This window comes from Marinimicrobium locisalis (assembly GCF_039822625.1).
Classification (GTDB): Bacteria; Pseudomonadota; Gammaproteobacteria; order Pseudomonadales; family Cellvibrionaceae; genus Marinimicrobium; species Marinimicrobium locisalis.
Genome location: NZ_JBDLLG010000002.1, coordinates 134,946 through 160,300, shown reverse-complemented (window position 1 = coordinate 160,300; position 25,355 = coordinate 134,946). Strand labels below are relative to the sequence as shown.

Genomic DNA, 25,355 nt, shown 5'->3' with positions numbered 1-25,355 from the left:
AATTCGTCGCAATGAAACCGGTATCCCGTCCAGTTCACCTTCGCTATGTTTGCTTCAAAAAGCGCGTGAGCGCCGCCTGTTTGTCCGAATCCTGGTCTACAAAACGAACCACCAGACGAATCACCTGGGTATCCGGCGTGGCTTCCGCTGCCTGCAGGCTATGAATGTACCCGTTTAACTGCGACGGCGCATCCTCTTGTTCGGGCTCGATATCCACCACCACCGGATCAAACAGCCGAGGCGGGGCCTCGGGCCGCTGAATCAGGCCAGTCATGGCCTCCAAAGAGAGCTCGCGCAGCACGCACCGCAGGACCTCGCCACGATTGCCGACCCGTAGCTGAGCCTGCCCCTTAAGCTTTCGGGAGGGGGCGGCAGCACCGCCTTGAGGGGCCCCGCTCGCGCCGGCGCCGCGCCCGCCGGTCAACACCCCGACCGAACCGGCGGCGCTGCCCTGGGAACCGGGCTGAGCGGGCGTCTTGGGGCCTTTCCCGATACGGGTGAGCTGTTTGCCCACCTTGCGCAAGAGCTCTTCCGGGGTAAACGGCTTGACCAGATAATCCGAAGCGCCCGCTTCCACGGCTTTCACCACATGGCTCCGATCGCCCCGGCTGGTTACCATGATAAAGGGTATATCGGTGTTTTCGGGCTGGGCGCGTACGTGGCGCAATAGCTCTTCGCCACTCATGTTGGGCATTTCCCAATCAGACAGGATCAAGTCCACGTGCTGCTGCTTGAGCGCGGCCAGAGCCCGATTGCCATCCACCGCCTCCGATACCTCGACACCAGGAATGCGTTCGCGCAGTTGTTTTTTCACCATGTCGCGGATGAAACCGGCATCGTCCACCACCAGAATACGAATTGCCATGGGGCTGCTCTCTCAGTGCGTGCTTAGGGCTCGTTTGCTTATTGTCTGCTAGCCTTCAGTGGGCTGCCTCATTCCAGCTCAGGCTATCGGAAATGACACAGGAAACAACATGAAGCCTTCCCTAAGGGTAGACGATTTCGGGCGTTTTGGGCAGCGCTAACCCGCGCTGTGGAATTGAGGAGCAGGGCTTCGCTCGACGGGAACGCCGGTGGGGAAGCCGGCCGGTTGGTGGCTAGCCTCCAGAGCCGCCCGCATCCAATAGGTCAACTCGGCGGAATCTTCCAGCACGGCTTCAGGCAGCTGATAGAAGTGGCAGGCGGGCTGCGCCGCGACCCGGGGATGGAGTCTGGGCATGGAACGCTGCAGGTAGGGCTGTACGGAGGCCTCATCCACACGAAAATACAGCCGGTCTTTGGCCATGACCGCAAACAGTTGCTGCTGATGGTAGAGCCCCACTCCGGTAAAGACCCGGCGATGGGACACCGCTGCAACCCGGGAGAGGTGGTGCAGGGCGCGATTTAAAGCGTGATGGCTAACAGACACAGGCAATTCCTTTGGTGACTCAGTAATGAGTGATGCAGTAAATAAATAAGCCGTTAGCTTTTGGACGGTGAAGGGCGAGGCAAGTTTCCCAACCTGCCTTGTTGATTTTACCTCTCGCGAGGGGTGTGATGTAACGGCGCCTTAAGACCGTTTTGTTGTTTCAAGGGAATTTTTATACGCTATCTCGCGTGAAAACCCACTGCTTGTCGCTAGATAACTCCGAATTAAAGCGGTACCCCTCTCGATCGAAGGCCTTGAGCCCCTCAGCGTTTTTAATGCGGTTTTCAATGGCGTAAGCGGCCATTAACCCCCGAGCCTTTTTGGCGTAAAAACTGATAATTTTGTACTGACCGTTTTTCCAGTCCTTAAACACCGGGGTGATCACCGGGGCGGCCAAGGCTTTGGGCTGCACGGCCTTGAAGTACTCATTGGAGGCCAGATTAACCACCGCCGGTTGCTTGAGCGTGTTGAGTTGCTCGTTGATTGCCGCCGTCAGCCGCTCGCCCCAGAAGTTATAGAGGTTCGCCCCGCGCTGATTTTTCAATCGGGTGCCCATCTCCAACCGGTAGGGCTGAATCAAATCCAGCGGCCGGAGCAGCCCATAGAGCCCCGAGAGAATGCGCAGGTGCTTCTGGGCAAAGGTGAAATCCCCCGCTTTAAAGCGCTCGGCATCCAGCCCGGTGTACACATCTCCCTTGAAGGCCAGGGCGGCCTGCTTGGCGTTATCCGGGGTGAATGGGGTGTGCCACTGCTGGTAACGATCATAGTTGAGCTGGCCGAGCTTGTCGCTGATGCCCATCAACTCAGACACATCCTGAGGTGCCAAATCCCGAAGGGTCGATATCAGCTCCCGAGACTCGTCCAAAAAATCCGGTTGGGTGGCCTTATCGGTCACCGGTGCGGTTTCAAAATCCAGGGTCTTGGCAGGGGAAATCAACATCAACATAAAGGAATAACTCTTATAAATGGCACCATTTTCTACAATAGGAGTTTGTCAGTACCAAAATCATCCGGCTTAAAATGGCGTGCAAAATTACGAACAGAAAGCTGGCAGGCGGGAATTTTTTGGTCTCGCCGTGTTCTGTATGATTACGCTATGACTCGCTTGGGCTATTCGGGCTTTAGGACGTCCTTCCACCAGTTCAGGGGCGTGCTGCCATCGGCCGGGTCGTACACGTTGCCATACATCCAGGTGCTATCGGCATCGCGGCCGACCGTCTCCTCCATGATCTTTTCGATGGTGTCAAAACCACAGCTCACATGGATAGAGAGCACCAGCATACGGTCGTTGTGTAGATCCAGTTCACCGCCGAGTTTTTCCAGCGCGGGCACCAGGGCATCGGCCAGAGGCGTCATGTCTCCTTTGGTGTAAACCCGAAGGCTCAGGTTGCCGCTGCGCCGCACCAACTCCACTTCCTGAGTCTGGGGCAGCAGGCGAACGCAGTCGCCACTGGCAATGCCCTGGGCAAACGCCGGTGAACGCACCAACTGCAACTCACCGGATTTTTGCTCACTGACGGGCAACTGCTCCACAATGGGTTGGCCGTCCGGGCGGGTGCCGGCAAACAGTTCGATAGTGCGCAATGCTTTCGTCATGGAGTTCCCCCTGCTATAAAGGGCAACATTATACACACTGACCCGGCCGGCCCCGACCGGCCACCACTGTCACGGGAGGACTTGTTTTAATGAAACATCGACTGATCCCCTTCATCGCCGCCGCTCTGATGCTGGGCGCCACCGCCTGTTCGGTGAACCCGGTTACCGGCGAGCGCGAGCTGACCATTATGTCCGCCGAGGGCGAAATCGCCGCCGGCGCGGAAAACTACCTTCCCAGCCGACAGGCCCAGGGCGGGCGCTACGTGGTGGACCCGGAGCTGGAGCTGTATGTCAGCAATGTTATGGAAAAGCTGGCTGCGGTCAGCGACCGCCCCGGGCTGCCCTATGAAATAGTGGTTCTGAACAACGATGTGCCCAACGCCTGGGCGCTGCCCGGCGGCAAAATGGCCATCAACCGGGGGCTGCTGATGGAACTGGAAGATGAGGCCCAGTTGGCGTCGGTGCTCGGCCATGAAATTGTCCACGCGGCAGCCCGCCACAGCGCCCAACAGCAGACCCAGAATCTGTTGCTGCAGGTAGGCATGGTCGCGGCGGGCGTGGCGGCCTCACAATCGGATTCGGACTACGCCGGGCTCGCCATGGGGGCGGTGGGCGTGGGGGCCACCGCTTGGCAGGCGCAGTACAGCCAGAGCCACGAACTGGAAGCGGACCGTTACGGCATCGAGTACATGGCCAAGGCCGGCTATGACCCCCAGGCCGCCGTCGAGCTGCAAGAGACGTTCGTGCGCTTGTCCGAGGGACAGCAGAGTGGCTGGCTGGAAGGGTTTCTGTCCAGCCACCCCCCCTCACAAAAACGGGTAGCCCGAAACCGCGAACTGGCCTCACAGTACAATGGTGGGGAGCGTAATAAGGCGGCGTACCAACGTGCCATCGCCCAACTGCGGAAGGACCAGAAGGCCTACGAGCACTACCAGAAGGCCCAGAAAACCGCTTCGGAGGAAAATTACAGCCAGGCCCTGGGCTTAGTGGAGAAGGCCATCCAGGAGCAACCGCGAGAGAACCTTTTTTGGGAGTTGAAAGGCCGGCTCTTGCTGGAGCAGGAAAAAGAAGATGAAGCTCTCAAGGCGTTTGATCGAGCCGTGGCGGCCAACCCGGAGTTCTTCCGCCCCCTGGTCTACCGCGGCGTACTGAACAAGCAAAAGGGCAATGCCCAGCAGGCGCGCAGCGACCTGAAAGCCAGCCAAGACCTGCTACCCACCCAGCTGGCCAGCTATCACCTGGGCGAACTGGCGCAACAAAGCGGCGACCGTCAGTCCGCCATTGATTACTACAAGCAGGCCGCCGCCGGTGGCGGCGAATTAGGCCAGGCGGCCCAGGCCAAGTTATCTCAGCTGGGCGCCTCCCAGTAAGCGAGCGCGTGCGGGTCGGCCCACGCCGGCCCGGCATTTCGTTATACTGCGCGCAAAGCCCGTAACACCAACGCCATAATCATAATGTCTAAGAATACGAACCGCGCTCCCGCGCCGCCCCGAGCCGTTGCCACACTCATTGCCATGCTGGACGCCCTGACCGAGGGGGTGGGCAAGACGGTATCCTGGCTCGCCCCCCTGATGGTGCTGGTTACCTGCGCGGTGGTATTACTGCGCTACGGCCTGGGCGAGGGCTCCGTGGCGCTTCAGGAGTCGGTGACCTATATGCACTCGGCCCTGTTTCTGCTCGGGGCCGGCTACGCACTTAAACACCAGCGTCACGTTCGGGTGGATATTTTCTATCGCCGTTTCCGCCCTCAAGGCCGAGCCTGGGCGGATGCCCTGGGGGGCTTGGTTTTCTTGCTGCCCCTGGCAGTATTTATCGGCTGGATCAGCCTGGATTTTGTCGGCAATGCCTGGCGCATTCGGGAGGTGTCCACCGACTCGGGCGGGCTGCCGTGGGTGTACTGGCTAAAAACCTTCATTCCTCTACTGGCTCTGACGCTGTCGCTCCAGGCCGTGGCGGAAGTACTGCGCGAGCTGCTCTTTCTGATGGGTTACCGGCGCCAGGAGGTCCCCCATGCTGATTGAGCTGTTGCCCCTGGTGATGTTTGCGGTGGTTTGCCTAGTGCTGATGCTGGGCTACCCCGTGGCGTTTACCCTGGCCGGGGTGTCCTTGCTCTTCGCCGGCGTCGGCATTGTGACCGGTACCTTTGAAGCCAACCTGCTGCGCACTTTCCCCAGCCGGATTTACGGCATCATGGCCAATTACACGCTGGTGGCCGTACCGCTGTTTGTGTTTATGGGCACGCTGCTGGAGAAGTCCCGTCTGGCCGAAGAACTGCTGGAGAACATGAGCCGGGCCTGTCGGGCCCTGCCCGGCGGTCTGGGGCTCTCCGTGGTGGTGGTGGGCGCCTTGTTGGCGGCCAGCACCGGGATCGTGGGGGCCACGGTGGTCACCATGGGGCTGATTTCTCTTCCCACCATGTTGCGCCAGGGGTACCACCCCTCCCTCGCCACCGGCACGATTTGCGCGACCGGCACCCTGGGTCAAATTATTCCGCCGTCCATCGCATTGGTGCTTCTGGGGGATGTGCTCTCCAACGCCTACCAGCGCGCGCAACTCGCCCAAGGGGTCTTCAGCCCCGATACCCTCTCGGTGGGGGATCTGTTTATCGGCGCACTGGTTCCCGGTGTATTGCTGGTGCTGCTTTATCTGGCCTACATCGCCAGCGTCGCTCATTGGCGCCCGGAGCGGGCTCCGGCGGCGCCCGACCAAGGGGTGTCGAAAACCCGCCTCTGGCTCAGCCTGCTACCGGTCACCTCATTAATCATTCTGGTGCTGGGCTCCATTCTTGCGGGCATCGCCACGCCCACCGAGGCGGCGGGTGTGGGCGCGCTGGGCGCCGCCATTCTGGCGCTGGCAAAAGGGAAATTGGACTTGGTTCGACTGAAGGAGGTGGCCCGTAGCACCACTCTGACCAGCGCCATGATTTTCACTATTTTAATCGGAGCCTCGCTGTTTTCATTGGTGTTCCGCGGCTTTGGCGGCGAGGAGTTGGTGGAGAGCTTTTTCCATCAGCTCCCGGGCGGCGTGTTTACCGCCATGCTGGTGGTTATGGCGATTATTTTTCTACTCGGGTTTATTCTCGACTTTATTGAAATCACCTTTGTAGTGGTGCCCATTGTCGGGCCGGTGCTGCTCACCATGGGCGTGGATCCGGTCTGGCTCGGGGTGATGATTGCGCTTAATCTACAGACATCGTTTTTAACCCCCCCCTTTGGCTTCGCTTTGTTCTACCTGCGCGGGGTGGCCCCCGAGAGCGTTCCCACCGGGGCCATTTATCGTGGTGTGATTCCGTTTATTGTGCTCCAATTGCTGGTACTCTGTACGCTGGCACTTTGGCCCACACTGGCCACCTGGCTCCCCCAACAGTTGTAATTGCGAATGAGGTATTGTGCACATGGCCATGCAAGGCATCGATGAGGACCCGACGCCCCACGGAAAGCTAACCCTACAAACACTATCCATGCCGGCGGACACCAACCCCTACGGCGATATTTTCGGCGGATGGCTGATGACCCAAATGGACCTCGGCGGCGCCATCTTGGCCCAGGAAGTGGCCAAAGGGCGAGTGACGACGGTCGCCGTCGGCAGCATGGTTTTTCTGCGACCGGTACCCGTCGGCGCCACCGTTAGCGTCTATGCCAGCACCATTGATGTGGGCCGCACCTCCATTCGCACGCTGATTGAAGTCTGGATTAAAGAGGTCGCGCACCAAGAAGTCACCAAAGTGACCGAAGGTGAGTTTGTTTACGTTGCAATTGATGACAACGGTCGCACCCGTCCCGTGCCCAAATAGCGTTTGAACACGGTGGGCAGTGGGGGCGAGGCTTTCACAAACCCGAGCGGCCCCCGCGCCTTCGCCTTCCAGAACGTGATCAATCGCAACGACTAACAAATCTTAACGCCCGCCTTTTTCCGAATCTGCTAGCTTGGAACCCAATCCGATGCAGCACTGTCCCGTTGCAAGCACCATTTAAGGATGACGTTCATGCTGACCGATCGCCCCCAAAGTTACGGCTGGTTAACCATCGCCCTTCACTGGGTGTCCGCGCTGTTGATCCCCGTGATTTTCGGTATCGGCTTCTACATGGTGGACCTCAGCTACTATGATGAGGGCTACCACACCTTGCCCAGCCTGCATGTCAGCCTGGGCTTGCTGGTGGGCTTTATCACGCTCGTGCGTATCCTTTGGCGGTTGGGGCAAAGGGGCAACCCCAAGGCCCTGCCGGAGCACGGACTCTGGGTTCGGGTTGCCTCCAGTGCCATGAAGTACGCGCTCTACGTGATGATTATTGCCATGATCGCCACCGGCTATCTGATAAACACGGCCAAGGGCGACCCGGCCATGTTTTTTGACTGGTTCGGCATTCCCGCCACTTGGCAACTGGGGCCGGACGGGGTCGACCTGGCCGGCGAAATCCATCGGATTGTGGGTTGGCTCATTATTATTTTGGCCGCGTTACACGCCGCGGCCGGTCTGATGCACCACTTTGTGATCCGCGATCGGACACTCAAGCGTATGTTGAAACCCGATCGTGCCGATAGCTGATCCGGTCGCCGTGAAAGCGGTTCGACCGAGGTTCTTCCACTCGCTGTTTTTTGTTGTCCACATTCCATTAGGAGCTCAACCATGAAAAAGACTATTGCCGCCCTGACACTGGGCAGTCTCGGCCTCGCCAACGTTCCCGCACTGGCCGCAGACTATGTGATCGACACCGAGGGCGCCCACGCGTCCATCCATTTTAAAATTCAACACCTGGGTTACAGCTGGTTGCTGGGCCGCTTTAACGATTTCGAAGGCACCTTCAGTTACGACGCCGACGACGTCGCCGCCAGCACCGTCAAGGTCACCATTGACCCGGCGAGCGTGGACAGCAACCACGCCGAGCGCGACAAGCACCTGCGCGATAGCGACTTCCTGCACGTAGAAAAATACCCCGAAGCCAGCTTTAAGAGTACCGGCATTACCAATATCGAAGACGACGGTAAAGAGTTCGACATCGTCGGTGACCTGACCCTGCACGGCGTCACTAAGAAAATCACCATCGATGTGGAGAAAGTCGGCGAAGGTAAGGACCCTTGGGGCGGCTATCGCATGGGCTTTGAGGGCACCACTGAAATCCGCCTGAAAGATTTCGGCATCGACTACGATCTGGGCCCGGCCTCAGAAGTGGTCACGCTGGAGCTGCACGTTGAAGGGGTTCGCCAGTAACCCTTCTTTTTGTGGGCATCGGCCAGCGGCCGTGCCCACGATTTGCCTTCATTCAAAACGAGTTCACAAAACCCGCCCTTGTTCCTTGTTAGCCCGATCCATACGCCATAAACTGATGCGCTTAGGACATCAAGGAATGGCAAACTATGGACTCCTCTTTATACATCGCCGGCACGGCCATGATCTGCGCCATTGGTGCCAACCCTCCCATGATTCATGCGGCCATGGGCGCAGGCGTCAACCGCTACCAGCTTTCCCGTTTTAAAGACGCCAAGGGCCAACCGGTGCGCCTGGCCCCCGTACCCGCAGCGGTGTTTGCCAGTCCCGACTGGGCCATCGAAGAGTGCGACGAGCACGGGGAAAGCCAGGACCATGCCCTGAAACTGGCGCTGCACTGCCTGGCACAGCTGCACCAGCAGGGGCTGCCGGAGCAGCCTACCCCCCTCCTACTGGCCATGAACGAGCCCGAACTCCAGGCCCACTGCCTGCCCCTAAAAACCCTCGCCGAGAACATTCGGCAGGCCGGCCACGCCTGGTTCACGGGCGAACACCTGCGCAGCCTTCACAGCGGGCGGGCCGCCGGGATCGAGGCGCTCGACTTCGCGTACCAATACCTTGCCGAGCCCTTCCCAGAGAGCATGATCCTCGGCAGTAGCGACTCCCCCAGTAGCTATACTCGCCTGGACGTGCCCGAACAACAGGGGCGCCTGCTCTCTCTCGGGCCCTGCGACGGCTACGCCCCGGGGGAAGGAGCGGCGTTTTTGCGGTTAACCAGCGACCCCGAGCAGGCCGTTGCGCGCGAAGGACAAATCATCAAAGTGCACCCACCAGGGCTGTCCGACGAACCCGGCCACTGGTTTACGGAGGAGCCCTACCGAGGGGAAGGCCTGGATCAGGCCGTTAAACAGGCGCTCTCATCCTATGCCGGCCCGCCCATCGCCACTGTTTTCAGCAGCATGAACGGCGAGCGCTATTGGGCCAAGGAGTGGGGAGTGGCCAGCCTTCGCAACAAGGAACGATTCACCGAAGAGGCCAGGGTGGTGCACCCCGCCGAATACTTCGGCGACCTGGGCAGCGCCACCGCGCCGGCGCTGATCACGCTGGCCGTAGAGCACCTGTTCAGCCAGGCAAGCGAGACCGCCTGCCTGGTATACAGTTCATCCGACGGGCCACGGCGGGGCGCCGTGGTACTGGAAAAGCAGCCGCGGCTGCCCGGTTAATCAAGGAGAAACCGATGACCGAAGTAGGAGAAAAGGTTTTTGTTGCCAAACCCACCGTTATTGAGAAAGAGAAGAAGGAGCCCGTCCAAGAGCTGAAAGTGCGGCTATTGCTGTTTTTCGACGGCACCTTGAACAACCGGACCAATGTGGCACAACGGGAGGGGGAGACGGATATTTATGCGGAGCACGAAGGCATGGGCAGCTATGAGAACGGTCGCTCCAATATCGCCCTGCTCGAGTCCAACGTCGAGAAGAATATAGCCGGTTACGATGCGGTGGCTTCCGTCTATGTTGAAGGCGCCGGCACCGAAAATCTGGAGAAGGACCGTACCTTGGGGTATGCCCTCGGTACGGCCAGTACCGGGGTTAAGCGAAAGACTGAAAAGGGGATACGGGACGCGGTCAGCAATATTCAGGAATCGCTTTCGAACCAGTCAGGCAAATTTGTTATTAAAACCGTGGATGTGGACTGCTTTGGTTTCAGTAGGGGGGCCGCCACGGCCCGCTATTGTATCTATCAATTGACCGATGACGGCGGCGAACCCCTGCAGGAGCGCCTTGAGAACCGACAGCTTCCCACTGAAGCCGTTACCATCAATTTTGTCGGGCTGTTTGATACCGTCTCCTCTCATGGCGTGTTCTATTTTAATGACGTGGCCGCCCTTAAACTGGACGCCATCCACCAGGCAAAGAAAGTGGTACAACTAGAGGCGGCGGAAGAGTATCGGGAAAAATTCTCGCTGACCACTATCAAGAGTGCGAAGGAAAAAGGCAAGCGCATCTGTCTACCGGGAGCCCACTCTGACGTGGGGGGCGGCTATCTCGACGGACCAGAGGATCGAACCGTATTTGTCGGCAATAAAAAGAATCTTATAAGCGACTACCACTGGTTGAAGAATCATGGGTGGTATCAGGAGGACCAACTGACGGTGGTGCCTTCCAAAAATCCTCGCTTCCACAAAATTGAGGGAAAGCGCGAACACGTCAGCAGCTCTTATTCACGTATTCCCTTGGATATTATGCGAGAGTATATGGAGGAACAATCCATTCAGTTCAAGAAGAACGAAATGGCTCTGTCGGTTAAACTGCCACCGAAGGAGGCTAAGCTCCAGGAGCTAAAAGAACGAATTCTCGGCCTTATCGAAACGCCAGATATCAGCAACCCAGCGACTTGGCAAAAGGAAGACCCGCTTTTGAACATTGCTCGAAACCGCTATTTCCATATGTCGTCACACTACAGCATAGGAATGAAGCCACGCTGGAAGAATGGAAGAAGGGTCCGTAATTACTATGAAGGCTAAACAGGTTATTGCATTAGTTGGCACTTATCTTACAACGCTGTTAACCGGTTGCGAGGGCACAATGAATAAGTACGATTGGCTGGCCTCTGAGTCCGCTCCAGAGGGGTACCCCATGAAAATCCTATACGGCACTTTTCTCTACCCTGGAGAAGAGGAAAAGGGGCTATATATACCGAACCTGAAGCTGATTTACAGCGGATGGGGAGAACCCATCTCGACTCATGTCGTCGGTCCCGACAAAAAACCCCTTCCCGATCGAATAGACATTACGTTTTACTCCTATGCGGAGGATCAATTCTACCATGGCCGATTCGATCTTCCTTATGAGCGTATTGTCCAACGATTCTCGGAAGGTTATGAATCCAATATAGAAGATCAAGGAAAGCTTGGCTTCCGAAAAATTACCGCCGGCGTTGCCCCGGGAGGGCATGTAGCCGTATGGATTATTGGCCCAGCAAAACGAGAGGAAGTGCTTTTCGAGCAGGCCGAGCCAATCGAATACGACTGGGAGAAATTCTGGAGGCTCAGCTTTGGGAGTGGTGATATCGTTCCTAGAGAGGAGTACCGCATCGACTCGTTAAAGGCTTCCGAGGCAGAGATAGCGCTGGAACAGGCCCAGAACGGAACGCTTCCGCTGGATAAGTGGAAGCGATTGCGCAATCAATACCCTTGGGAACCCCGCTTCTATCGACTGCCGGAGCCCTCGGACCGGGCGACCATCAAGTATGTCAATGGCGAACAGTATCATCTAAGGCCGCCCTACAACACCGAAGAAGCCACGGCCGTCCAGCCCATGCCCAAGTACTTGAGCTTCCGAGCGGGGTCAGACCTGTTTCTAATGCACTTTGACGAAGACGAAATGCTTGAAGCCTTCGAAGCCATGGCCGACGGCGACAAGCGCCTCTACCTGGATATCGCCCCCTACGTGCCCCGCACTGAAACCCAGGTGCGGTTACGAGACGAAGACGACAACATTCATACGCTGGAGAAATTCCACGTTGAAGAGTTACGCAAATATGATTAGTCAGCTATGGGAGGAGTGAGGCGGAGTCTGGGCCGCTGGGTGCGCACGCCTAAAGCACACGCCGCCAGCGGTCAGGCCCGATATAGGGTTAAAAATAGCGCCGCAACTCCACTTGGAAATAGTCATCGTTTCTGAAGCTAAAAAGGGGGCCCTCGCCGTGCATATTGCTGAACATTCGTAATTCGGCTTCAAGCGACCAGTAGTCATTAAGCCTGCGACTCCCTTCAACAGATAAAAAACGAGTACCTTGATCCAAATCTACGCTGAGAGCCGCCAGCAATTCAGTGCCTTGAAAGTCGTTCAACATCCACCGTGCGCCTAGGGCCAGGTCGTTCTGATTCGCCGTCGCACGGATACCACGACGATCATCAAACTGGTATTCCAACAGAACGCCTAAGTCCGCAGAGGAGCCGGCAACACCGAAAAAGGTGTACTCAAACCCGCCCACCAGTGCGGTGTTACGGTCGGCCTGCTTTTCCTTAACGCTGATGGACTCTAACTTCCATAGCCAAGCGCCTTTGGTCATTTGCAGGTCAAGGCCGGTCTGCTCAATCTGCGGATAGTAAGGTGCCAGTGACACCACTTCGTTATCCACCGAAACCGGACGTAGTATCGGATCTCTTGCGGTGCCGGAAAAGTGCGAAATGCCTATATCCCAATCACCCAACACTTTGCTCCAACGCAGGGCAACGTCAATAGGATCTTCTTCCCTGTCCGACTGGTAGCGAGTTCTGTCCTTATCAACCGGCACCGGGCTTCGCAGGCGGCCATTCTTCCCCGGGAAGGTGCGCTCGCGAAAGCCCAGCAACGCAAACACTTCGACGGTGCCCCACTCCTGCTGCGTCAGCAGGCTGATCATCGGTTGGCCAAGCTTGTCTTCGCCATCGATGTTTTCCACCCAATCCTCCTGGTTGATCACATCCACCAGGTGCACGGTTTCTGTTACGCCCCAGAACACCTGGCGGGCGCCCAGGTATAGCTCAATCTGATCAAGGTCACGCCACCAATAGAGCTCGCGTATATCGGCATGGGTGCGTTCGCTATCGGCACTGTCGGCCCGGGCAAACCCCTCAACGACCATACGTTGGCGGTAATCATCCCAGTCCCGGTAATACTCGATATTTGAGGCGACCGAGATCGAGGCATCGGACTGCTCCGGGTAAAGGCCCTCTTGCGGAAAGAGCCTCGACTCCGCGCTCATAAAGCCGGTCAACTCCCCGGCCGACACCGGCGTGAACGCGGTCGACACCGCCAAAAGCATCAGCGAAAACAGCCGGGGCTTGGAGCGCCCCCTTTCAAAAAAAAACATACATAGGATCCGGCACTTTAAACGGAAGCGTTATCTGGCTCGCTTTAGGCTGTTTTTGTTGAAGTCCTGCTCGGAAAACCCATTTTGAAACTTCCAATCCTTAAGGCGAAGATCGGTACTCTTTCCAGTCTGGTGGTTCACCATGGCTAATCTTTCGGCCCGCCAGTACTGGTCAAGATATTGGTTATAGTCAGAAGCCGAGAGTGTTTTGAGAAGCTCGCCCTTACGATCGTAGAAATCAATTTTCCACACCCGGTACTCTTCCTTATCGAACCACACCTCCTGACGGGAATAGCCGGACTTTGGGTCAACCGGAATACGCTCGACCACAAAGTGATCACGGCCGTCGAAACCCTCGTCCCTAAGGTATTTATAGGTGTACTTCTCCACCTCCTGGGAAGACAGGTCTTCAAAGGCGAACTCGCTTCCCATAAAGGGGCCAGCTTTGTTACTCGAAGAAATCCGTTTTACCCGTTTGAGCGCCGGCAAATACAGCCATTGATCATCCGGCCCTTTCTTATGGGTAAACGATAGAAACGCGGTTCCTTTCACATCTCTGGGGTTGTCAAAGATAATTAGAGTTTTATCCCCGTCGTTCTTCTGCTCCAGCGTTCTGCTGCGCATCCGGCGCACGGTTTCTTCACCGTGGCGGTTGCGCAAAACCATCTCCATACGGCTGCTGGTGTCGCCGAAGCCGGTATCTCTGCGATCGGCCTCACGAGCAATTTCCAGCCCCTTCCGTTCGGCCGAGCTCTCGTCGGTGCTCACCTCGGCAGCCGCGCCGAAAGTGGCGATCATCGTGGCCAGCGCCAAAAGGGGCGCCCGGGTCTTATTAGGCAAGATTGCGAACATAGTCTTCGTCCTCACTACCAGTGGATAAAGTGGTCTTCGCGCGCTCTTGCTCGCTTCTTCGCTCAAGCAAAAGCAGCGACGGAAGCAGGGAAAATACCGCTAACAGTGCGAAGAATAGGGTGATGGCCGTCAGTATCGCCATCTTGGAGTTCATGCCGAAGCTGGACTGGGCCAGTACGATAAACCCGGCCATTAAGATAATGGAGGTGACCAGTATCGCCACGCCCACTGACGAAAACGCGTACCGGATTGCCCCTTCAGTATCCAGGCCCCGCTCTCGCCGAGCACGCTGATATTTGCTGAGAAAATGCACGGTGTCATCCACCACAATACCCAGCGCCATGCCCGCGACCATGGATACAGCGACATTGACCTCACCGACCAACACGCCCCAAAAGCCAAAAGACAGGCCCGCGGGCAGCAGGGTCGGAATCAGGCTAAGGGCGCCCAACCGCAGGCTGCGCAGCGCCAGCGTGATGAGCATGGCGATGATTAGTACCGCGAGAAACGTGCCCATCAGCATGTTTTTGATGTTGCGCTCGGCAATGTAGGCAAACATGATCGCCGGCCCCACACCGTGCGCGTCAATGCCGGTATTGTTCTGCAGCCATTGCGTCCCTCGTTCTGAAAATTCACGCAGTGTCGCCGATGGCATGTCCTTGAGGGTCACCACCACCTGGGTGGAGGACTTGCTCACGTTTAATTGGTTATTCATATCCAGCCCGTAGGGAAGGGACAGTTCATACAACAGCAGGTACTGGGCGGCCAAATCCGGGTTTTTCGGCAAGCGATAGTACTCGGGGTTATCGGCATGGAGACTTTTGTTCAAGCGATGAAAGGTGTCGCTGATGGTATTGACATGGCGCACCTCCGGCTGCCCTCTCAACCACTCAGTGAAACCGTGCACTTTGCTGAGAAACTCCGGGTCGCTGACCCCGTTGTTCCTCCCCGAATCCAGCGAGTACTGCACCTGGTAGATACCCGAAAGATTGTCATTGATGAAGTCGGTATCCTGGCGAAACGAGGTAGATTCATCAAAGTAGGTGACAAAGTTGTCATCCAGGGTGTTGAGCGGAATCAGCGCCAACAACGTGACCGAGGCCAGCACCACCACCAGAAGTACCGGCTTATGACGAAGCACAATGAAATCGCCCAGTCGGTCTATGGCGCGGTCGATCGCCGTCTCCTTTTTCTTATCGCGCGCTCGCACGGGCAATATCGCGATCAGCGCCGGCAGAAGAGCCACCGAGAACACAAACGCCGCCATCACCCCGATGGCGGTGATGTTGCCCAAATCCCGGAAGGGTAGAGCGTCACTGAAATTCATCGACAAGAAGCCGACCGCCGTAGTCAGCGAGGTGAGAAATACCGGTCCAAGATTGACCCGGATACTTTCACGTAGCGCCTCGATCTTGCCGAGCCCTTGTCGCATACCGCCGAATAGGGTGACCAGAATGTGGATCGAGTCGGCCACCGCCAGGGTCATAATAATGGTTGTCGCGGCCGAGGAGGGGGGCGTGAGCTGAATGCCGATATGGCCCGCCGACCCCATTGCCGTGAGTGTTGAGAACACAATCACGACGGTGGTGGCAAAGGTCGCGATCACTGAGCGCAGCAGCACGAACGTAATCAGCAGAATTACGGCATACATCAGCGGCACGAGAGTGCCCATATCGTTCATCGACGATTCGAAGAACGCGTTAAACAACATGACGGTGCCCGTCGCTCGGACCTGCACGTCGTATTTTTCCTCAATGTCGGCCATGAGTGCCCTCGCGGCGGCGACCGCTTCGGGCCCCGCGTCCATGGACTCATCTGGCAGTTGAAAGGTGACATTGAGGCCAACGACCGACCCCTCGGCATTTACCCGTTTTCCCGCGAGAGCCGGCTCGTTTAACGCAATCTGCTTAACTCGCTCCAGCTCAGCCCGGCGGTAATTGGCCGCACCCTCAACCAAATCCTGTACCACCAGGTTGTCGCCCCGGGCGAGAGTGTGCTGAAAGTTGGTGACCGAGTCGACACGCAAAGAATACGGCAGCTGCCAGGCACGTTCGGTCAGCTCCTCAACGGCCGCCAGCGTATTGGCCGAGAAGGCGTTGTCGTCGGGCGGGACCACCGCAAATAGGATATTGTCGACTTTAGTGTACGTTCGCTGGAGTTGCTCGAATTCTTGCAGCTGTGGATTATCCTCACTGAAAAACACCTTGTAGTCGTTATTCATCTTGAGGAACCGACCACCAGAGGCGGCCAGCACTGTCAGGACCACTGAAGCCACCACAATCAACCAGCGCCAGCGAATCACCCCATCGGCAAAGCGCGCGGGCATATTCGGTAGCGCTTCCCCTGCCGTCAGCTTTGTAAAACTCACCGTATTCTCTCCTTTCCTGTTTTGTAGTGAACACTATTAAAGTTCATAAGGCTAGAGAGGTCAACACCTATTGTACTTTTCACTACAAAACTACAATTTGTATAAGGGCGTTAATTGTCGCGATATTTCCGTTAAAATGCTTAATATTCGGTATTATTAGGCTTGATAGGCCGGTCTTATGTTATAATCAGTATAAAATTTAAACGACAAGCCGTGAAAGAGGAATTTGTGTCAAATGACAAAAAAGAAGACAGGCAGGCCACTTTCTTTCGATCGGGAAGAAGCGCTCTTGGCTTCAATGCATGTGTTTTGGGCAAAAGGCTACGAAGGCGCGTCAATTAAAGATCTAACCGCTGCGATGGGTATTAATAGTCCAAGTTTGTATGCGACTTTTGGTGACAAGCATAAGCTTTATCTGGAGGCCATTGATTATTACGCGTCAAACGATGCCTGTGCGCCGCTGGTCGCTTTTGAGACAGAGCCCGACATTACTCAGGCGGTGCGATCCTTTATGAAGGCCGTCATTGACTACAGCTGCGAGAATGCCAGCGGGGTACGTGGTTGCTTTCTCAGTTCTTGTGTTTCAACCAGCGCGGGGGAAGTTGAAGGGGCACAAGAACGCTTACAACGGGCCGTCCTTGATACTGATGCACGAATAGCGAGGAGGTTTGAGCTTGAGAAAGCTCGAGGCGCGCTGCCTGAAAACCTCCCTTCCTTGGAGCGGGCAAAGCTTATGCTTGATCTTCGGCAGGGTTATGTTTTCCGTTGTCGTGCCGGGCTGGACCCCGAGAGCATGCTCGCTGATATTGAGTTTAGGGTACAGATGGTACTGACCCCGCCTTGTGAAGCATAAGGCGTCTAAATCTTTCTTTGTGTGAAATCTCTAAGCGCCGCCACGCACAGGATATAGCGAGCGAGCGGTTGATGGACAGCACGCTAATGCGGAAGGGATGTTAAGAACCACAGACCGCTTATTCTGCCTGCTCCGCTCCCGCCTGCACCTGCTCGCGAATATCGTAGTAGGTGTGCTCGGTGATTTTGTGGTAGTCCTTCACGTCCCTCAGGAAGCCACGGTAGGAGTCCCAGACTTTTTTGAACATGGGGTCTTGAGCGGCCTGCTGCTCGAACAGCTCCCGTGAAATGTTGTACAGCCGTTGGAGCACATCGTCAGGCAGGCGCCGGAGTTCGGTGCCTTCCTTACCGACCATGGATTTCAGAGCGGCGGGGTTTCGGGCGGTATACTGATCCAGCATGTGCTGGTTGGCGGCGCGGGCGGCTTGAGTCACGATGGCCTGCAGATCGTCCGGCAGGGACTGGTAGGCGCTTTTGTTGACGATCAGCTCCAGGGTGGAGCCCGGCTCCTGCCAACCGGGGTAATAATAGTATTGGGCAATCTGGTCAAAACCGAATGCTTGATCGTTGGAGGGGCCCACCCATTCGGCCGCATCAATCACGCCGGTCTGGAGGGAGGTGTAAAGCTCGCCACCGGGGATATTGACGGAACTGCCGCCCGCCTGATTAAAGACGTCGCCCGCCAGCCCCGGGATGCGCATTTTCAACCCTTTGAGATCCTCAATGCTTTCGATTTCCTGATTAAACCAGCCGGCCATCTGGATACCGGTGTTGCCGCCGGGAAAGGGGATGATGTTGAACGGTTCGTACACTTCCCGCCACAGCTCCAGGCCGCCGCCGTGGTGCAGCCAGGCGTTCATTTCCTGGGCGTTCATGCCAAACGGAATAGTGGTAAAGAACTGCGCCGCAGGCGCTTTACCGCGCCAGTAATAGCTGCCGCCGTGGCCCACTTCCGCACTGCCATCGGAGACGGCGTCGAACACGCCCATGGCGGGCACCAGTTCATTGGCGCCGTAAACTCGAATGGTTAAACGCCCGCCGCTCATCTCTTCGACGATGTCGGCAAAGTGTTGAGCGGTGGTGCCCAACCCCGGGAAATCCTTGGGCCAGGTGGTCACCATGCGCCAGCGGTGGGTGGTTTGCTCGCCGAGCGGACCCGTTTGTTGGGAGGACTGGGAACTGCCGGACCTCTCCATCACCAGCAACGCAAAAACGGCCACCAGCGCCGCCACTAGAACCAGGATGATTAGCGGATAAATATTGAGACGGGATTCTTTTATTGTCATAAGCTCGAATGTTCGCAGCAACGGTCGGATAGAACGAACCAGTATGCCACCGTTCCCCCAGGGTATAAACAACACGAGGGGACCGCCTCAATGCGCCTAAAGGTTCTCGGCTAATACGAACTCTACATCGGCACCAATTTGGCGTATTGGAGCACCAGCCACTTGCTGCCTTCGTCGTCAAAATTTACCTGCACCCGGGCGGTGGCGCCCTGGCCCTCAAAGTGCAGGATTACGCCTTCGCCGAACACGCCGTGACTGACCCGTTGGCCCAGGTGAAAGCCGGTGTCCTCGCCGGAGTCGGTCAGGTTGGCGCTGCCATTGGCGCCATAGCGGGCGCCGCCATAGGCCATGGGCCGTGAAACCGAGGTTTTCAGTCGCACTTCCTGGATCAGGTCGGCGGGTATTTCCCGGACGAACCGGGATAGGGCATTGAATGTCTCGCTGCCATAAAGGCGCCGGGTCTCGGCGTAGCAAATGTACAGCTTTTCCATGGCGCGGGTGAGACCCACGTAGCACAGACGCCGCTCTTCCTCGAGCCGGTCCGGGTCTTCCATGGACATTTTGTGGGGGAAGAGGTTTTCCTCCACGCCCGCGAGAAACACCAAAGGAAACTCCAGACCCTTGGCCGAGTGCAGGGTCATCAGCTGCACGGCATCTTCAAATTCATCGGCTTGGGTTTCCCCGGCATCCAGCGCCGCGGTATCCAAAAACTGCTGGAGCACGGATAGCTCATCTTCCTCGGGGGCGGAGAAGAAGCGACAGGCGTTCACCAGCTCCTGCAGGTTTTCTTCCCGGGCTTGGCCCTTCTCGCCTTTTTCCTTGCGATGAAAGTCCAGCAGGCCGGTTTCATCCAGCACCAGTTGCGCCACTTCATCCAGGGGTTTTTCCGTCGCATGGTCGGCGAGCGAGTCCACCAGTTGCAAAAAGCTTTTCAAGGCGTTGTTGGCGCGGGCGGGCAGGGCACCGTTGGCCACAATCTGAGCCGAGGCCTGCCAGAGCGACAGGTTCTGGTCTCGAGCGCACTCGCGAATGGCGTCCACGGTTTTGCCGCCGATACCACGAGTGGGTGTGTTGACCACCCGCTCAAAGCCGGTGTCGTCATCCGGGTTGGCAATCAGACGCATATAGGCCAGGGCGTTTTTGATTTCCAGGCGCTCGTAGAAGCGCTGTCCGCCATAGATCCGATAGGCGATACCCTCGCGCAGTAGCGCTTCTTCCAATACCCGGGACTGGGCGTTGGAGCGATACAGTATGGCACTGCTGGAATAGCTGTTGCCCTGCTTGACCCACTCCTGAATTCGCTCGACGATAAAGCGGGCCTCGTCCTGCTCGTTAAAGCCGGCGTACAGTGAGATGGGGTCGCCATCGGCCCCTTCGGTCCACAGCTCCTTGCCCAGCCGCCCGAAGTTGTGGGAAATCACGGCGTTGGCGGCCCGCAGAATGGTGCCGGTGGAGCGGTAGTTCTGTTCCAGGCGAATAGTGTGGGTGCCCGGAAAGTCATCGGTGAAGCGTTGAATATTCTCAATGCGCGCGCCCCGCCAGCCATAGATGGACTGATCGTCATCGCCCACCGCAGTCACCCGTGAGCTATCGCCCGCGAGCACGCGCAGCCAGGCGTATTGAATGCTGTTGGTATCCTGAAACTCGTCCACCAGCACAAACGGGAAGCGCCGCCGGTAGTGCTCGAGAATGTGAGGCTTGTGCAGCCAGAGCTCGTGAGCCCGCAGCAGCAGTTCGGCGAAGTCCACCAGGCCGCTGCGCTGGCAGTCTTCTTCGTAGGCGCGGTAGATCATCAGCATGGTGCGGATGAACGGGTCGCCGCTGTCGGGAATGTGCTGGGGGCGGAGCCCTTCGTCTTTCTGGCCGTTGATAAACCACTGGGCCTGGCGGTAGGGCCATTTGGCTTCGTCCAGCTCCAGGCGCTGGTAGACGCGCTTAATCAGGCGCAGCTGGTCGTCACTGTCGAGGATTTGAAAGTTTTGGGGCAGGCCCGCGTCCTGCCAGTGAGCCTTGAGCAGGCGGTGGGCCAGACCGTGGAAGGTGCCCACCCACATGCTGCGGGTGTTGACCGGCTGGCCGGTGTCCGACAGCAACAGCTCCAAGCGGGCTCGCATTTCCCGAGCGGCCTTGTTGGTGAAAGTCACCGCCATGATGGAGTAGGGCGAGACTTGTTCCACCTGGATCAGCCAGGCGATGCGGTGGACCAGCACACGGGTTTTACCGCTGCCGGCCCCGGCCAGAATCAACTGGTTGCCGGGGGGCGCGGAAACGGCCTCGCGCTGGGCGTCATTCAAGTCGTTGAGCAGGGCTGATACATCCATTGGCTGGTCGCGGCGTCAGTGGGTTTCGGGGCGCGACAGTGTACTCCGTTTTGGCCCGACTTTCAGGTCGCCCCGCTTCGATATCTGGACAAACGTACAGGCTTCTCGCGAAGGCTGTCAAGGGAGCAGAGCGAGCGGACGCTCACAAAGGCGTGTTAGCAGGGCGCGACGACCACTTGATTGCGGCCCCCACCCTTGGCGGCGTAGAGCGCGTCGTCCGCCGCTTTGAGCCAACCATCGGCGTTGGGGCACTGGTCATTAATGGGGGCCACGCCCAGGCTAACCGTGATATCCAACGCCTTCTCCAAGCACTGCACCGGCTGCTGTTCAACCACGGCCCGAATGCGTTCGGCAAAACATTCAGCGCCCACAATGTCAGTTTCCGGTAGGATCACGGCAAACTCTTCCCCCCCGTAACGACCGGCGATGTCGGGTTGGCGCAAATTGAATTTAATCAGACTGCTGATCTGGCGAATCACCTCGTCGCCGGCCTGATGGCCATAGGTGTCGTTGACCGGCTTGAAGAAGTCGATATCCAGCATTACCAGCGCTGCTTCCGAGCCGTAGCGGCGGTGGCGCTCAAATTCGGTGTGGAGGAAGGCCTCCCAGGTGGACCGGTTGAACAGTCCGGTGAGCCCGTCGGTCTGACTCAGCTGTTTGAGCTGGGCGTTGGTGCGCTCAAGCTGGCGGCGATTGCTGGCCATGTCGGTAACGTCATAGATCAACAGGCAAACGGCGTCGACCTCGCCGTGGCGGTCGGTCAGCGGGAAAAAGGTGACGTTCTGGAACATGTAGGGCTCGGTGCCGGTCACCGGGCGCCGATTGCGAAAACGGAACAGGTAGGGACGCTGTTCCCAGACGCTGAACGCCCGAGTGCCGAGCAAGCGCACGGTATCGAGCTTACGTTTTAGCCACTCCTCGGGGAAATCGTCGAACAGCTCAAACAGGGGCTGGCCGCGGGCATCGCCGGCGTCGATGCCGCTGTGGTTTTCCATAAAACCGTTCCAGGTGTGCACTCGATTGTCGTTGTCGAGCACGACAATACCGACTTCGATGGTCTGCAGCAGACCCATCAACCAGTGGACATCACTTAACGCCAACTCAGTGTCGTTCACGACGGGCTATCCTCGGGGTCGGGCCGCAGGTAATCCAAGGTTTCCTGCAGGCGGGGAATGGAGTCTTCGGTTAACAATAGCAAAAGGTTGCCGAGAATATTGCGCCCCTCCACCGCAAACGACACTTCAATGGTGAGCATTTGCTCCCAGAAATGGCTGTTGTGATTGATCATGTCGTCCATGGTGACGTGTGTGCCCAACACCACCGGCGCCGTAATTCGAGGGGAGAGATCCAACTGCTCGCCCAGGCCCTTTAGAAAGGCCCCGGCAATAATACCGGAGAGGTCCATCAGCACTTCCAGATCCCGCTTGGTGGCGTCGTCCTCGGCATAGCCCAGCAGGTGCGCCATGTCGTCGATGCTACTATCGGTGAACAGCAACAGCGCTTCCCCGGCGAGTCCGCCACCGATGAAGCCCTGGCAAACCCCCGACCATTTGTTATGGCTGCTGCCGGCACTCAGGGCCATCGTCAGTTCACTGGCCGCCAACATGCTGACCCGTGGCACCGATAGCTCGACAAACACTCCCAGTAGCCGCGCGAGCAGGTCACCCGCCTGGCCCATGGCGATATTGGATTGCTCTTGGAGCACATCGCGCCAGGTAGTGGTGGGCAGAGGTTGCTCCGTTTCGAGCACGGGCTCGCTGTGCTCCGAGGGGGTGTAGAGGCCGAACTCCTTGAGCACCCGCTGCAATGCCGCCGGCTCGGTGGGTTTGCGGATCATCGTCATCGCGCCCAGCCCGAGCACCCGTTGCTCCGCCTCGGGCTGAATGTCCCCGGAGACCACGATGACCAAGGTGGGCAGATCCCGGCTACGGATGGCCTCCAACACCCCGTAGCCGTCCAGCACCGGCATATTCAGGTCGAGCAAGAGGATGTCGCCCTGTCCCTGTTCCAGTGCGCGCAGGCATTCTTCACCGTCGCAGGCGAAGCTGACCCGCACGTCCCAGTCAGAGGGCAAAGTGCGCAGCATTTGCTTGCGTGCAACTAGCGAGTCATCACAAATCAGCAGCGGCGTCGGCATGGCTCGGTTCCAAAAACGTTGGGGTTGTTACCCTCATTATGGTACAAATTATAGACCCTGCTTGGCACATTATTCATCCATGCTTTGCCATAATTGTGGCCGTATCCCGTGCCTGGGTTTCCTGCAGTATCAGCTCGAACGCACAGGGCCGGTGAATGCCGTAGCCCTGAGCACCGTCCACACCAATGGTTCGCAGCCACAGCAGGGCGGCCTCGGTTTCGACAAACTCCGCCACAGTCTGCTTGCCCAGGATTTGGCCAATCTCGTTAATGGCGCGAACCATGGCCCTATCCGTTTCGTCTTCGACAATGTCCCGAACAAATACCCCGTCAATCTTGAGACAGTTCACCGGCAATCGGCGCAGATAGCTGAACGAGGACAGCCCGGTGCCAAAATCATCCAGTGCGAACTGACAACCCAACCCCCCTAGCAATTCCATAAAGTTCAGCGCTTCGGCCAGATTATGCATGACCGCCGTTTCGGTGATTTCAAAACAGATTTTCTCCGGTGGAATCGAAAACTCCCGCAAGACGTCCACCACAAAGGTACGAAACTCCACTTGATCGAGCGAACCGCCCGACAGGTTAATGTGACATGACTCCAGCGCCGCCAGATGCTCCGGGTGACGTGCCAGCTGCCGCATGACCTCGCGCACCACCCAGCGGTCAATTTGGTGCACCGCGCCAAAGCGCTCGGCCGCCGGCAGGAAAACGCCGGGGGGCACCACCTCTCCGGTCTCGGTCCGCAGCCGCACCAGTACTTCGTAGCACAGCGCCAGTTGCCCCTCACGGACCGGCACAATACGCTGAGCCTCCAGAAACAACCGGTCCTCCGCCAGCGCTGTACGCACGCGGTTGACCCACTGCATCTGCCCGAGGCGCTCGCGCTGGGCCTCGTCTTTATCGCTGGACAGGCGCACCCTATTTCGACCATGCTCCTTGGCAAGGTAGCAGGCAATGTCGGCACTTTTAAGCAGGTGTTCCACATCCGGGGTATCCGGGCTGATGGGCATCAGACCAATGCTGCAACTGATATCGTAGTCGGTGCCCTCCCAGGAAAAGGGCATGTCATCCAGCGCCATCCGCAGCTTCTCCGCCACCCGAATCGCCAGCTCTGGGTCGCAGTGCTCAAGAATGACCCCAAACTCGTCCCCACCGATGCGAGCCAACATGTCCCGCTCGCGCAAGCAATTGCGAAAAATGCCCACTACCTGCTGCAGTAATTGGTCGCCGGCAAAGTGGCCGGAGGTATCGTTGACGACCTTGAACTGATCCAGGTCGATAAACGCCACGGTGTGGTGGGAATTTTCGGTACGGGCGCGTCCCAAGGTTTCCGATAACCGGTGCTCAAATGCGCGGCGGTTAAACAACCCGGTCAGAGCATCGTGGGTGGCTTGATGGCTCAATTCCATGGACAGGCGTCGGGATTCGGAAATATCCTCCAGAATGACGACAAACTCCTCTCCCTGCCCCAAAGAAACCGTCACCCGCCCCCACACCACCTGGCCGTCGCCGCAGCTGAAGCGCAGCTCCAGGGTATAAGAAGAGCGCTCATGCCGGCGCAACTGGTCGCGAAACTCATCGCCCTTGGCGGCATCCTCCGGGTGAACCAGGTCCCGATACCGCCTGCCCACCAGCTGTTCGTGCGAGCGCCCCAGAATCTGATTAAACGCGGGGTTGGTATCGCGGATAACCCCCTGACGGTCGAGCTGCGCTATGCCCACCGCCGCCTGTTCGAAAATGGCGCGAAAACGACGTTCGGAACGCCGTAAAACGCGAAGAATCCAGGCACTGAGCAAACCCGCGATGACGATGATCACCACCAGAAACACGACACTGACGGTGGTCAAAAACGCGGCCATCCACCGGGCCGCCTCAATCATGGCGTTGCGAAACTGCTCGGTCTGGGTATTCAGCCGCCGATTCATCGTCGAGAGTTCTTCCCGCAAGGCTGCCAGGGCTCGAGGGTCGGTGGTGTGGGCCATCGCCTCTGTAATCGACTGGAGGCGCATTATCGGTGCATCCGAGGCTTCCCAGACTTCGGCTGCTTGGCGCAGTGGACCCCAGCCGGAAAAATAACGAAGCAGCCAGACCATGTCGGCGGCATCCTCGGGGTGGTTCCGGCCCCGAATCAAGGCCGCTTCGGCCTGTTCGACCCGAATGGGATCGGCCGCCATGGCCTGTCGGGCCACCCGATCCGCCAGAGGAATGGTCAGCCACTCACGCGCCCGGGCGAGGTCCTCCCGGTCACCGGTCAGGGCATATCGGTCCAGATAATAAACGGTCGCCAACTGGGCCCGGGACCAGATGCTTTGGCCGCTGACATAGGCCGCCGTGGCAAATTGGATTTTCGCCACAGTATGGGCAAACCCCACGGCCGTGGCCACGAGCACCAACAAACCGAGAACCGGGGCCAACAATTCGAGCCGCCAGCGAGCTTTGGAGGCATTATTTATAGTGGATGACACTGGGC

Annotated in this window: 22 protein-coding genes; 10 read left to right on the top strand and 12 right to left on the bottom strand. The window is 57.8% G+C overall.

What is annotated here, in order from left to right:
- Positions 1 to 43: 43 nt before the first annotated feature.
- The 4 genes from AAE514_RS02445 to AAE514_RS02430 all read right to left on the bottom strand — a co-directional run bounded on the left by AAE514_RS02445 (position 44) and on the right by AAE514_RS02430 (position 3,004).
- Complete coding sequence (locus AAE514_RS02445; protein ID WP_347329916.1) at positions 44 to 865, bottom strand: response regulator; 822 nt, start codon at positions 863 to 865, stop codon at positions 44 to 46.
- 156 nt (positions 866 to 1,021) lie between these two features.
- Complete coding sequence (locus AAE514_RS02440) at positions 1,022 to 1,408, bottom strand: TfoX/Sxy family protein (protein WP_347329914.1); 387 nt, start codon at positions 1,406 to 1,408, stop codon at positions 1,022 to 1,024.
- A gap of 172 nt (positions 1,409 to 1,580) precedes the next feature.
- A complete protein-coding gene (gene yaaA, locus AAE514_RS02435; protein ID WP_347329913.1) occupies positions 1,581 to 2,354 on the bottom strand; it encodes a peroxide stress protein YaaA in 774 nt (257 codons plus the stop codon).
- Positions 2,355 to 2,518: 164 nt separating this feature from the next.
- Complete coding sequence (locus AAE514_RS02430) at positions 2,519 to 3,004, bottom strand: DUF4265 domain-containing protein (RefSeq protein WP_347329912.1); 486 nt, start codon at positions 3,002 to 3,004, stop codon at positions 2,519 to 2,521.
- Positions 3,005 to 3,093: 89 nt separating this feature from the next.
- Here AAE514_RS02430 and AAE514_RS02425 point away from each other — a divergent pair, with 89 nt between their 5' ends.
- The 9 genes from AAE514_RS02425 (at position 3,094) to AAE514_RS02385 (ending at position 11,758) form a co-directional block, all read left to right on the top strand.
- Positions 3,094 to 4,374, top strand: coding sequence for a M48 family metalloprotease (locus AAE514_RS02425; protein WP_347329911.1), 1,281 nt, complete (start codon positions 3,094 to 3,096; stop codon positions 4,372 to 4,374).
- 84 nt (positions 4,375 to 4,458) lie between these two features.
- Complete coding sequence (locus AAE514_RS02420; protein ID WP_347329910.1) at positions 4,459 to 5,025, top strand: TRAP transporter small permease subunit; 567 nt, start codon at positions 4,459 to 4,461, stop codon at positions 5,023 to 5,025.
- A complete protein-coding gene (locus AAE514_RS02415; protein ID WP_347329909.1) occupies positions 5,015 to 6,376 on the top strand; it encodes a TRAP transporter large permease in 1,362 nt (453 codons plus the stop codon). Before AAE514_RS02420 ends, AAE514_RS02415 begins: the two co-directional genes overlap by 11 nt.
- Positions 6,377 to 6,404: 28 nt before the next feature.
- A complete protein-coding gene (locus AAE514_RS02410) occupies positions 6,405 to 6,797 on the top strand; it encodes an acyl-CoA thioesterase (protein ID WP_347330014.1) in 393 nt (130 codons plus the stop codon).
- Positions 6,798 to 6,989: 192 nt separating this feature from the next.
- The gene (locus tag AAE514_RS02405; protein ID WP_347329908.1) at positions 6,990 to 7,550 is read left to right on the top strand and encodes a cytochrome b; all 561 of its coding nucleotides are present in this window, start codon (positions 6,990 to 6,992) and stop codon (positions 7,548 to 7,550) included.
- A gap of 81 nt (positions 7,551 to 7,631) precedes the next feature.
- The gene (locus tag AAE514_RS02400; protein WP_347329907.1) at positions 7,632 to 8,213 is read left to right on the top strand and encodes a YceI family protein; all 582 of its coding nucleotides are present in this window, start codon (positions 7,632 to 7,634) and stop codon (positions 8,211 to 8,213) included.
- Positions 8,214 to 8,359: 146 nt separating this feature from the next.
- On the top strand, positions 8,360 to 9,433 hold the full coding sequence (locus AAE514_RS02395) for a hypothetical protein (protein WP_347329906.1): 1,074 nt from the start codon (positions 8,360 to 8,362) through the stop codon (positions 9,431 to 9,433).
- A gap of 14 nt (positions 9,434 to 9,447) precedes the next feature.
- Positions 9,448 to 10,734 (top strand): phospholipase effector Tle1 domain-containing protein, encoded by a 1,287-nt coding sequence (locus AAE514_RS02390; RefSeq protein WP_347329905.1) that lies wholly within the window; start codon positions 9,448 to 9,450, stop codon positions 10,732 to 10,734.
- A gap of 61 nt (positions 10,735 to 10,795) precedes the next feature.
- Entirely contained in the window at positions 10,796 to 11,758 is a 963-nt protein-coding gene (locus AAE514_RS02385; protein ID WP_347329904.1) for a DUF2931 family protein, read from the top strand.
- 88 nt (positions 11,759 to 11,846) lie between these two features.
- Here the strand turns inward: AAE514_RS02385 and AAE514_RS02380 are convergent, their stop codons facing one another.
- From AAE514_RS02380 to AAE514_RS02370, 3 genes are read right to left on the bottom strand one after another with little or no spacing between them, the layout of a single operon-like run.
- Positions 11,847 to 13,067, bottom strand: coding sequence for a hypothetical protein (locus tag AAE514_RS02380; RefSeq protein ID WP_347329903.1), 1,221 nt, complete (start codon positions 13,065 to 13,067; stop codon positions 11,847 to 11,849).
- A 30-nt stretch (positions 13,068 to 13,097) separates the two neighbouring features.
- Complete coding sequence (locus tag AAE514_RS02375; RefSeq protein ID WP_347329902.1) at positions 13,098 to 13,919, bottom strand: outer membrane lipoprotein-sorting protein; 822 nt, start codon at positions 13,917 to 13,919, stop codon at positions 13,098 to 13,100.
- Positions 13,900 to 16,287: an efflux RND transporter permease subunit gene (locus AAE514_RS02370; RefSeq protein ID WP_347329901.1), complete on the bottom strand. Its 2,388-nt coding sequence runs from the start codon at positions 16,285 to 16,287 to the stop codon at positions 13,900 to 13,902. The genes AAE514_RS02375 and AAE514_RS02370 overlap by 20 nt, the downstream gene beginning before the upstream one ends.
- 235 nt (positions 16,288 to 16,522) lie before the next feature.
- On the opposite strand from AAE514_RS02370, the gene AAE514_RS02365 reads away from it, so the two are divergent.
- Positions 16,523 to 17,140 (top strand): TetR/AcrR family transcriptional regulator, encoded by a 618-nt coding sequence (locus AAE514_RS02365; RefSeq protein WP_347329900.1) that lies wholly within the window; start codon positions 16,523 to 16,525, stop codon positions 17,138 to 17,140.
- A 118-nt stretch (positions 17,141 to 17,258) separates the two neighbouring features.
- Here AAE514_RS02365 and AAE514_RS02360 read toward each other — a convergent pair whose 3' ends face one another.
- From AAE514_RS02360 to AAE514_RS02340, 5 genes are all read right to left on the bottom strand, one after another.
- A complete protein-coding gene (locus AAE514_RS02360) occupies positions 17,259 to 18,425 on the bottom strand; it encodes a TRAP transporter substrate-binding protein (protein WP_347329899.1) in 1,167 nt (388 codons plus the stop codon).
- Positions 18,426 to 18,547: 122 nt separating this feature from the next.
- Complete coding sequence (gene uvrD, locus AAE514_RS02355) at positions 18,548 to 20,746, bottom strand: DNA helicase II (RefSeq protein WP_347329898.1); 2,199 nt, start codon at positions 20,744 to 20,746, stop codon at positions 18,548 to 18,550.
- Between the two features lie 155 nt (positions 20,747 to 20,901).
- Entirely contained in the window at positions 20,902 to 21,861 is a 960-nt protein-coding gene (locus AAE514_RS02350) for a sensor domain-containing diguanylate cyclase (RefSeq protein WP_347329897.1), read from the bottom strand.
- Positions 21,858 to 22,883: a response regulator gene (locus AAE514_RS02345; protein ID WP_347329896.1), complete on the bottom strand. Its 1,026-nt coding sequence runs from the start codon at positions 22,881 to 22,883 to the stop codon at positions 21,858 to 21,860. Before AAE514_RS02345 ends, AAE514_RS02350 begins: the two co-directional genes overlap by 4 nt.
- A 73-nt stretch (positions 22,884 to 22,956) precedes the next feature.
- Positions 22,957 to 25,350: a putative bifunctional diguanylate cyclase/phosphodiesterase gene (locus tag AAE514_RS02340; protein ID WP_347329895.1), complete on the bottom strand. Its 2,394-nt coding sequence runs from the start codon at positions 25,348 to 25,350 to the stop codon at positions 22,957 to 22,959.
- Between the last annotated feature and the right edge of the window lie 5 nt (positions 25,351 to 25,355).

Bases quoted from the DNA above. Each gene is read 5' to 3' on its own strand.
- AAE514_RS02445 (WP_347329916.1), bottom strand. From the start codon at position 865: ATGGCAATTCGTATTCTGGTGGTGGACGATGCCGGTTTCATCCGCGAC.
- yaaA (WP_347329913.1), bottom strand. From the start codon at position 2,354: ATGTTGATGTTGATTTCCCCTGCCAAGACCCTGGATTTTGAAACCGCA.
- AAE514_RS02430 (WP_347329912.1), bottom strand. From the start codon at position 3,004: ATGACGAAAGCATTGCGCACTATCGAACTGTTTGCCGGCACCCGCCCG.
- AAE514_RS02425 (WP_347329911.1), top strand. From the start codon at position 3,094: ATGAAACATCGACTGATCCCCTTCATCGCCGCCGCTCTGATGCTGGGC.
- AAE514_RS02420 (WP_347329910.1), top strand. From the start codon at position 4,459: ATGTCTAAGAATACGAACCGCGCTCCCGCGCCGCCCCGAGCCGTTGCC.
- AAE514_RS02415 (WP_347329909.1), top strand. From the start codon at position 5,015: ATGCTGATTGAGCTGTTGCCCCTGGTGATGTTTGCGGTGGTTTGCCTA.
- AAE514_RS02410 (WP_347330014.1), top strand. From the start codon at position 6,405: ATGCAAGGCATCGATGAGGACCCGACGCCCCACGGAAAGCTAACCCTA.
- AAE514_RS02405 (WP_347329908.1), top strand. From the start codon at position 6,990: ATGCTGACCGATCGCCCCCAAAGTTACGGCTGGTTAACCATCGCCCTT.
- AAE514_RS02400 (WP_347329907.1), top strand. From the start codon at position 7,632: ATGAAAAAGACTATTGCCGCCCTGACACTGGGCAGTCTCGGCCTCGCC.
- AAE514_RS02395 (WP_347329906.1), top strand. From the start codon at position 8,360: ATGGACTCCTCTTTATACATCGCCGGCACGGCCATGATCTGCGCCATT.
- AAE514_RS02390 (WP_347329905.1), top strand. From the start codon at position 9,448: ATGACCGAAGTAGGAGAAAAGGTTTTTGTTGCCAAACCCACCGTTATT.
- AAE514_RS02385 (WP_347329904.1), top strand. From the start codon at position 10,796: ATGAATAAGTACGATTGGCTGGCCTCTGAGTCCGCTCCAGAGGGGTAC.
- AAE514_RS02380 (WP_347329903.1), bottom strand. From the start codon at position 13,067: ATGTTTTTTTTTGAAAGGGGGCGCTCCAAGCCCCGGCTGTTTTCGCTG.
- AAE514_RS02375 (WP_347329902.1), bottom strand. From the start codon at position 13,919: ATGTTCGCAATCTTGCCTAATAAGACCCGGGCGCCCCTTTTGGCGCTG.
- AAE514_RS02365 (WP_347329900.1), top strand. From the start codon at position 16,523: ATGACAAAAAAGAAGACAGGCAGGCCACTTTCTTTCGATCGGGAAGAA.
- AAE514_RS02360 (WP_347329899.1), bottom strand. From the start codon at position 18,425: ATGACAATAAAAGAATCCCGTCTCAATATTTATCCGCTAATCATCCTG.
- uvrD (WP_347329898.1), bottom strand. From the start codon at position 20,746: ATGGATGTATCAGCCCTGCTCAACGACTTGAATGACGCCCAGCGCGAG.
- AAE514_RS02345 (WP_347329896.1), bottom strand. From the start codon at position 22,883: ATGCCGACGCCGCTGCTGATTTGTGATGACTCGCTAGTTGCACGCAAG.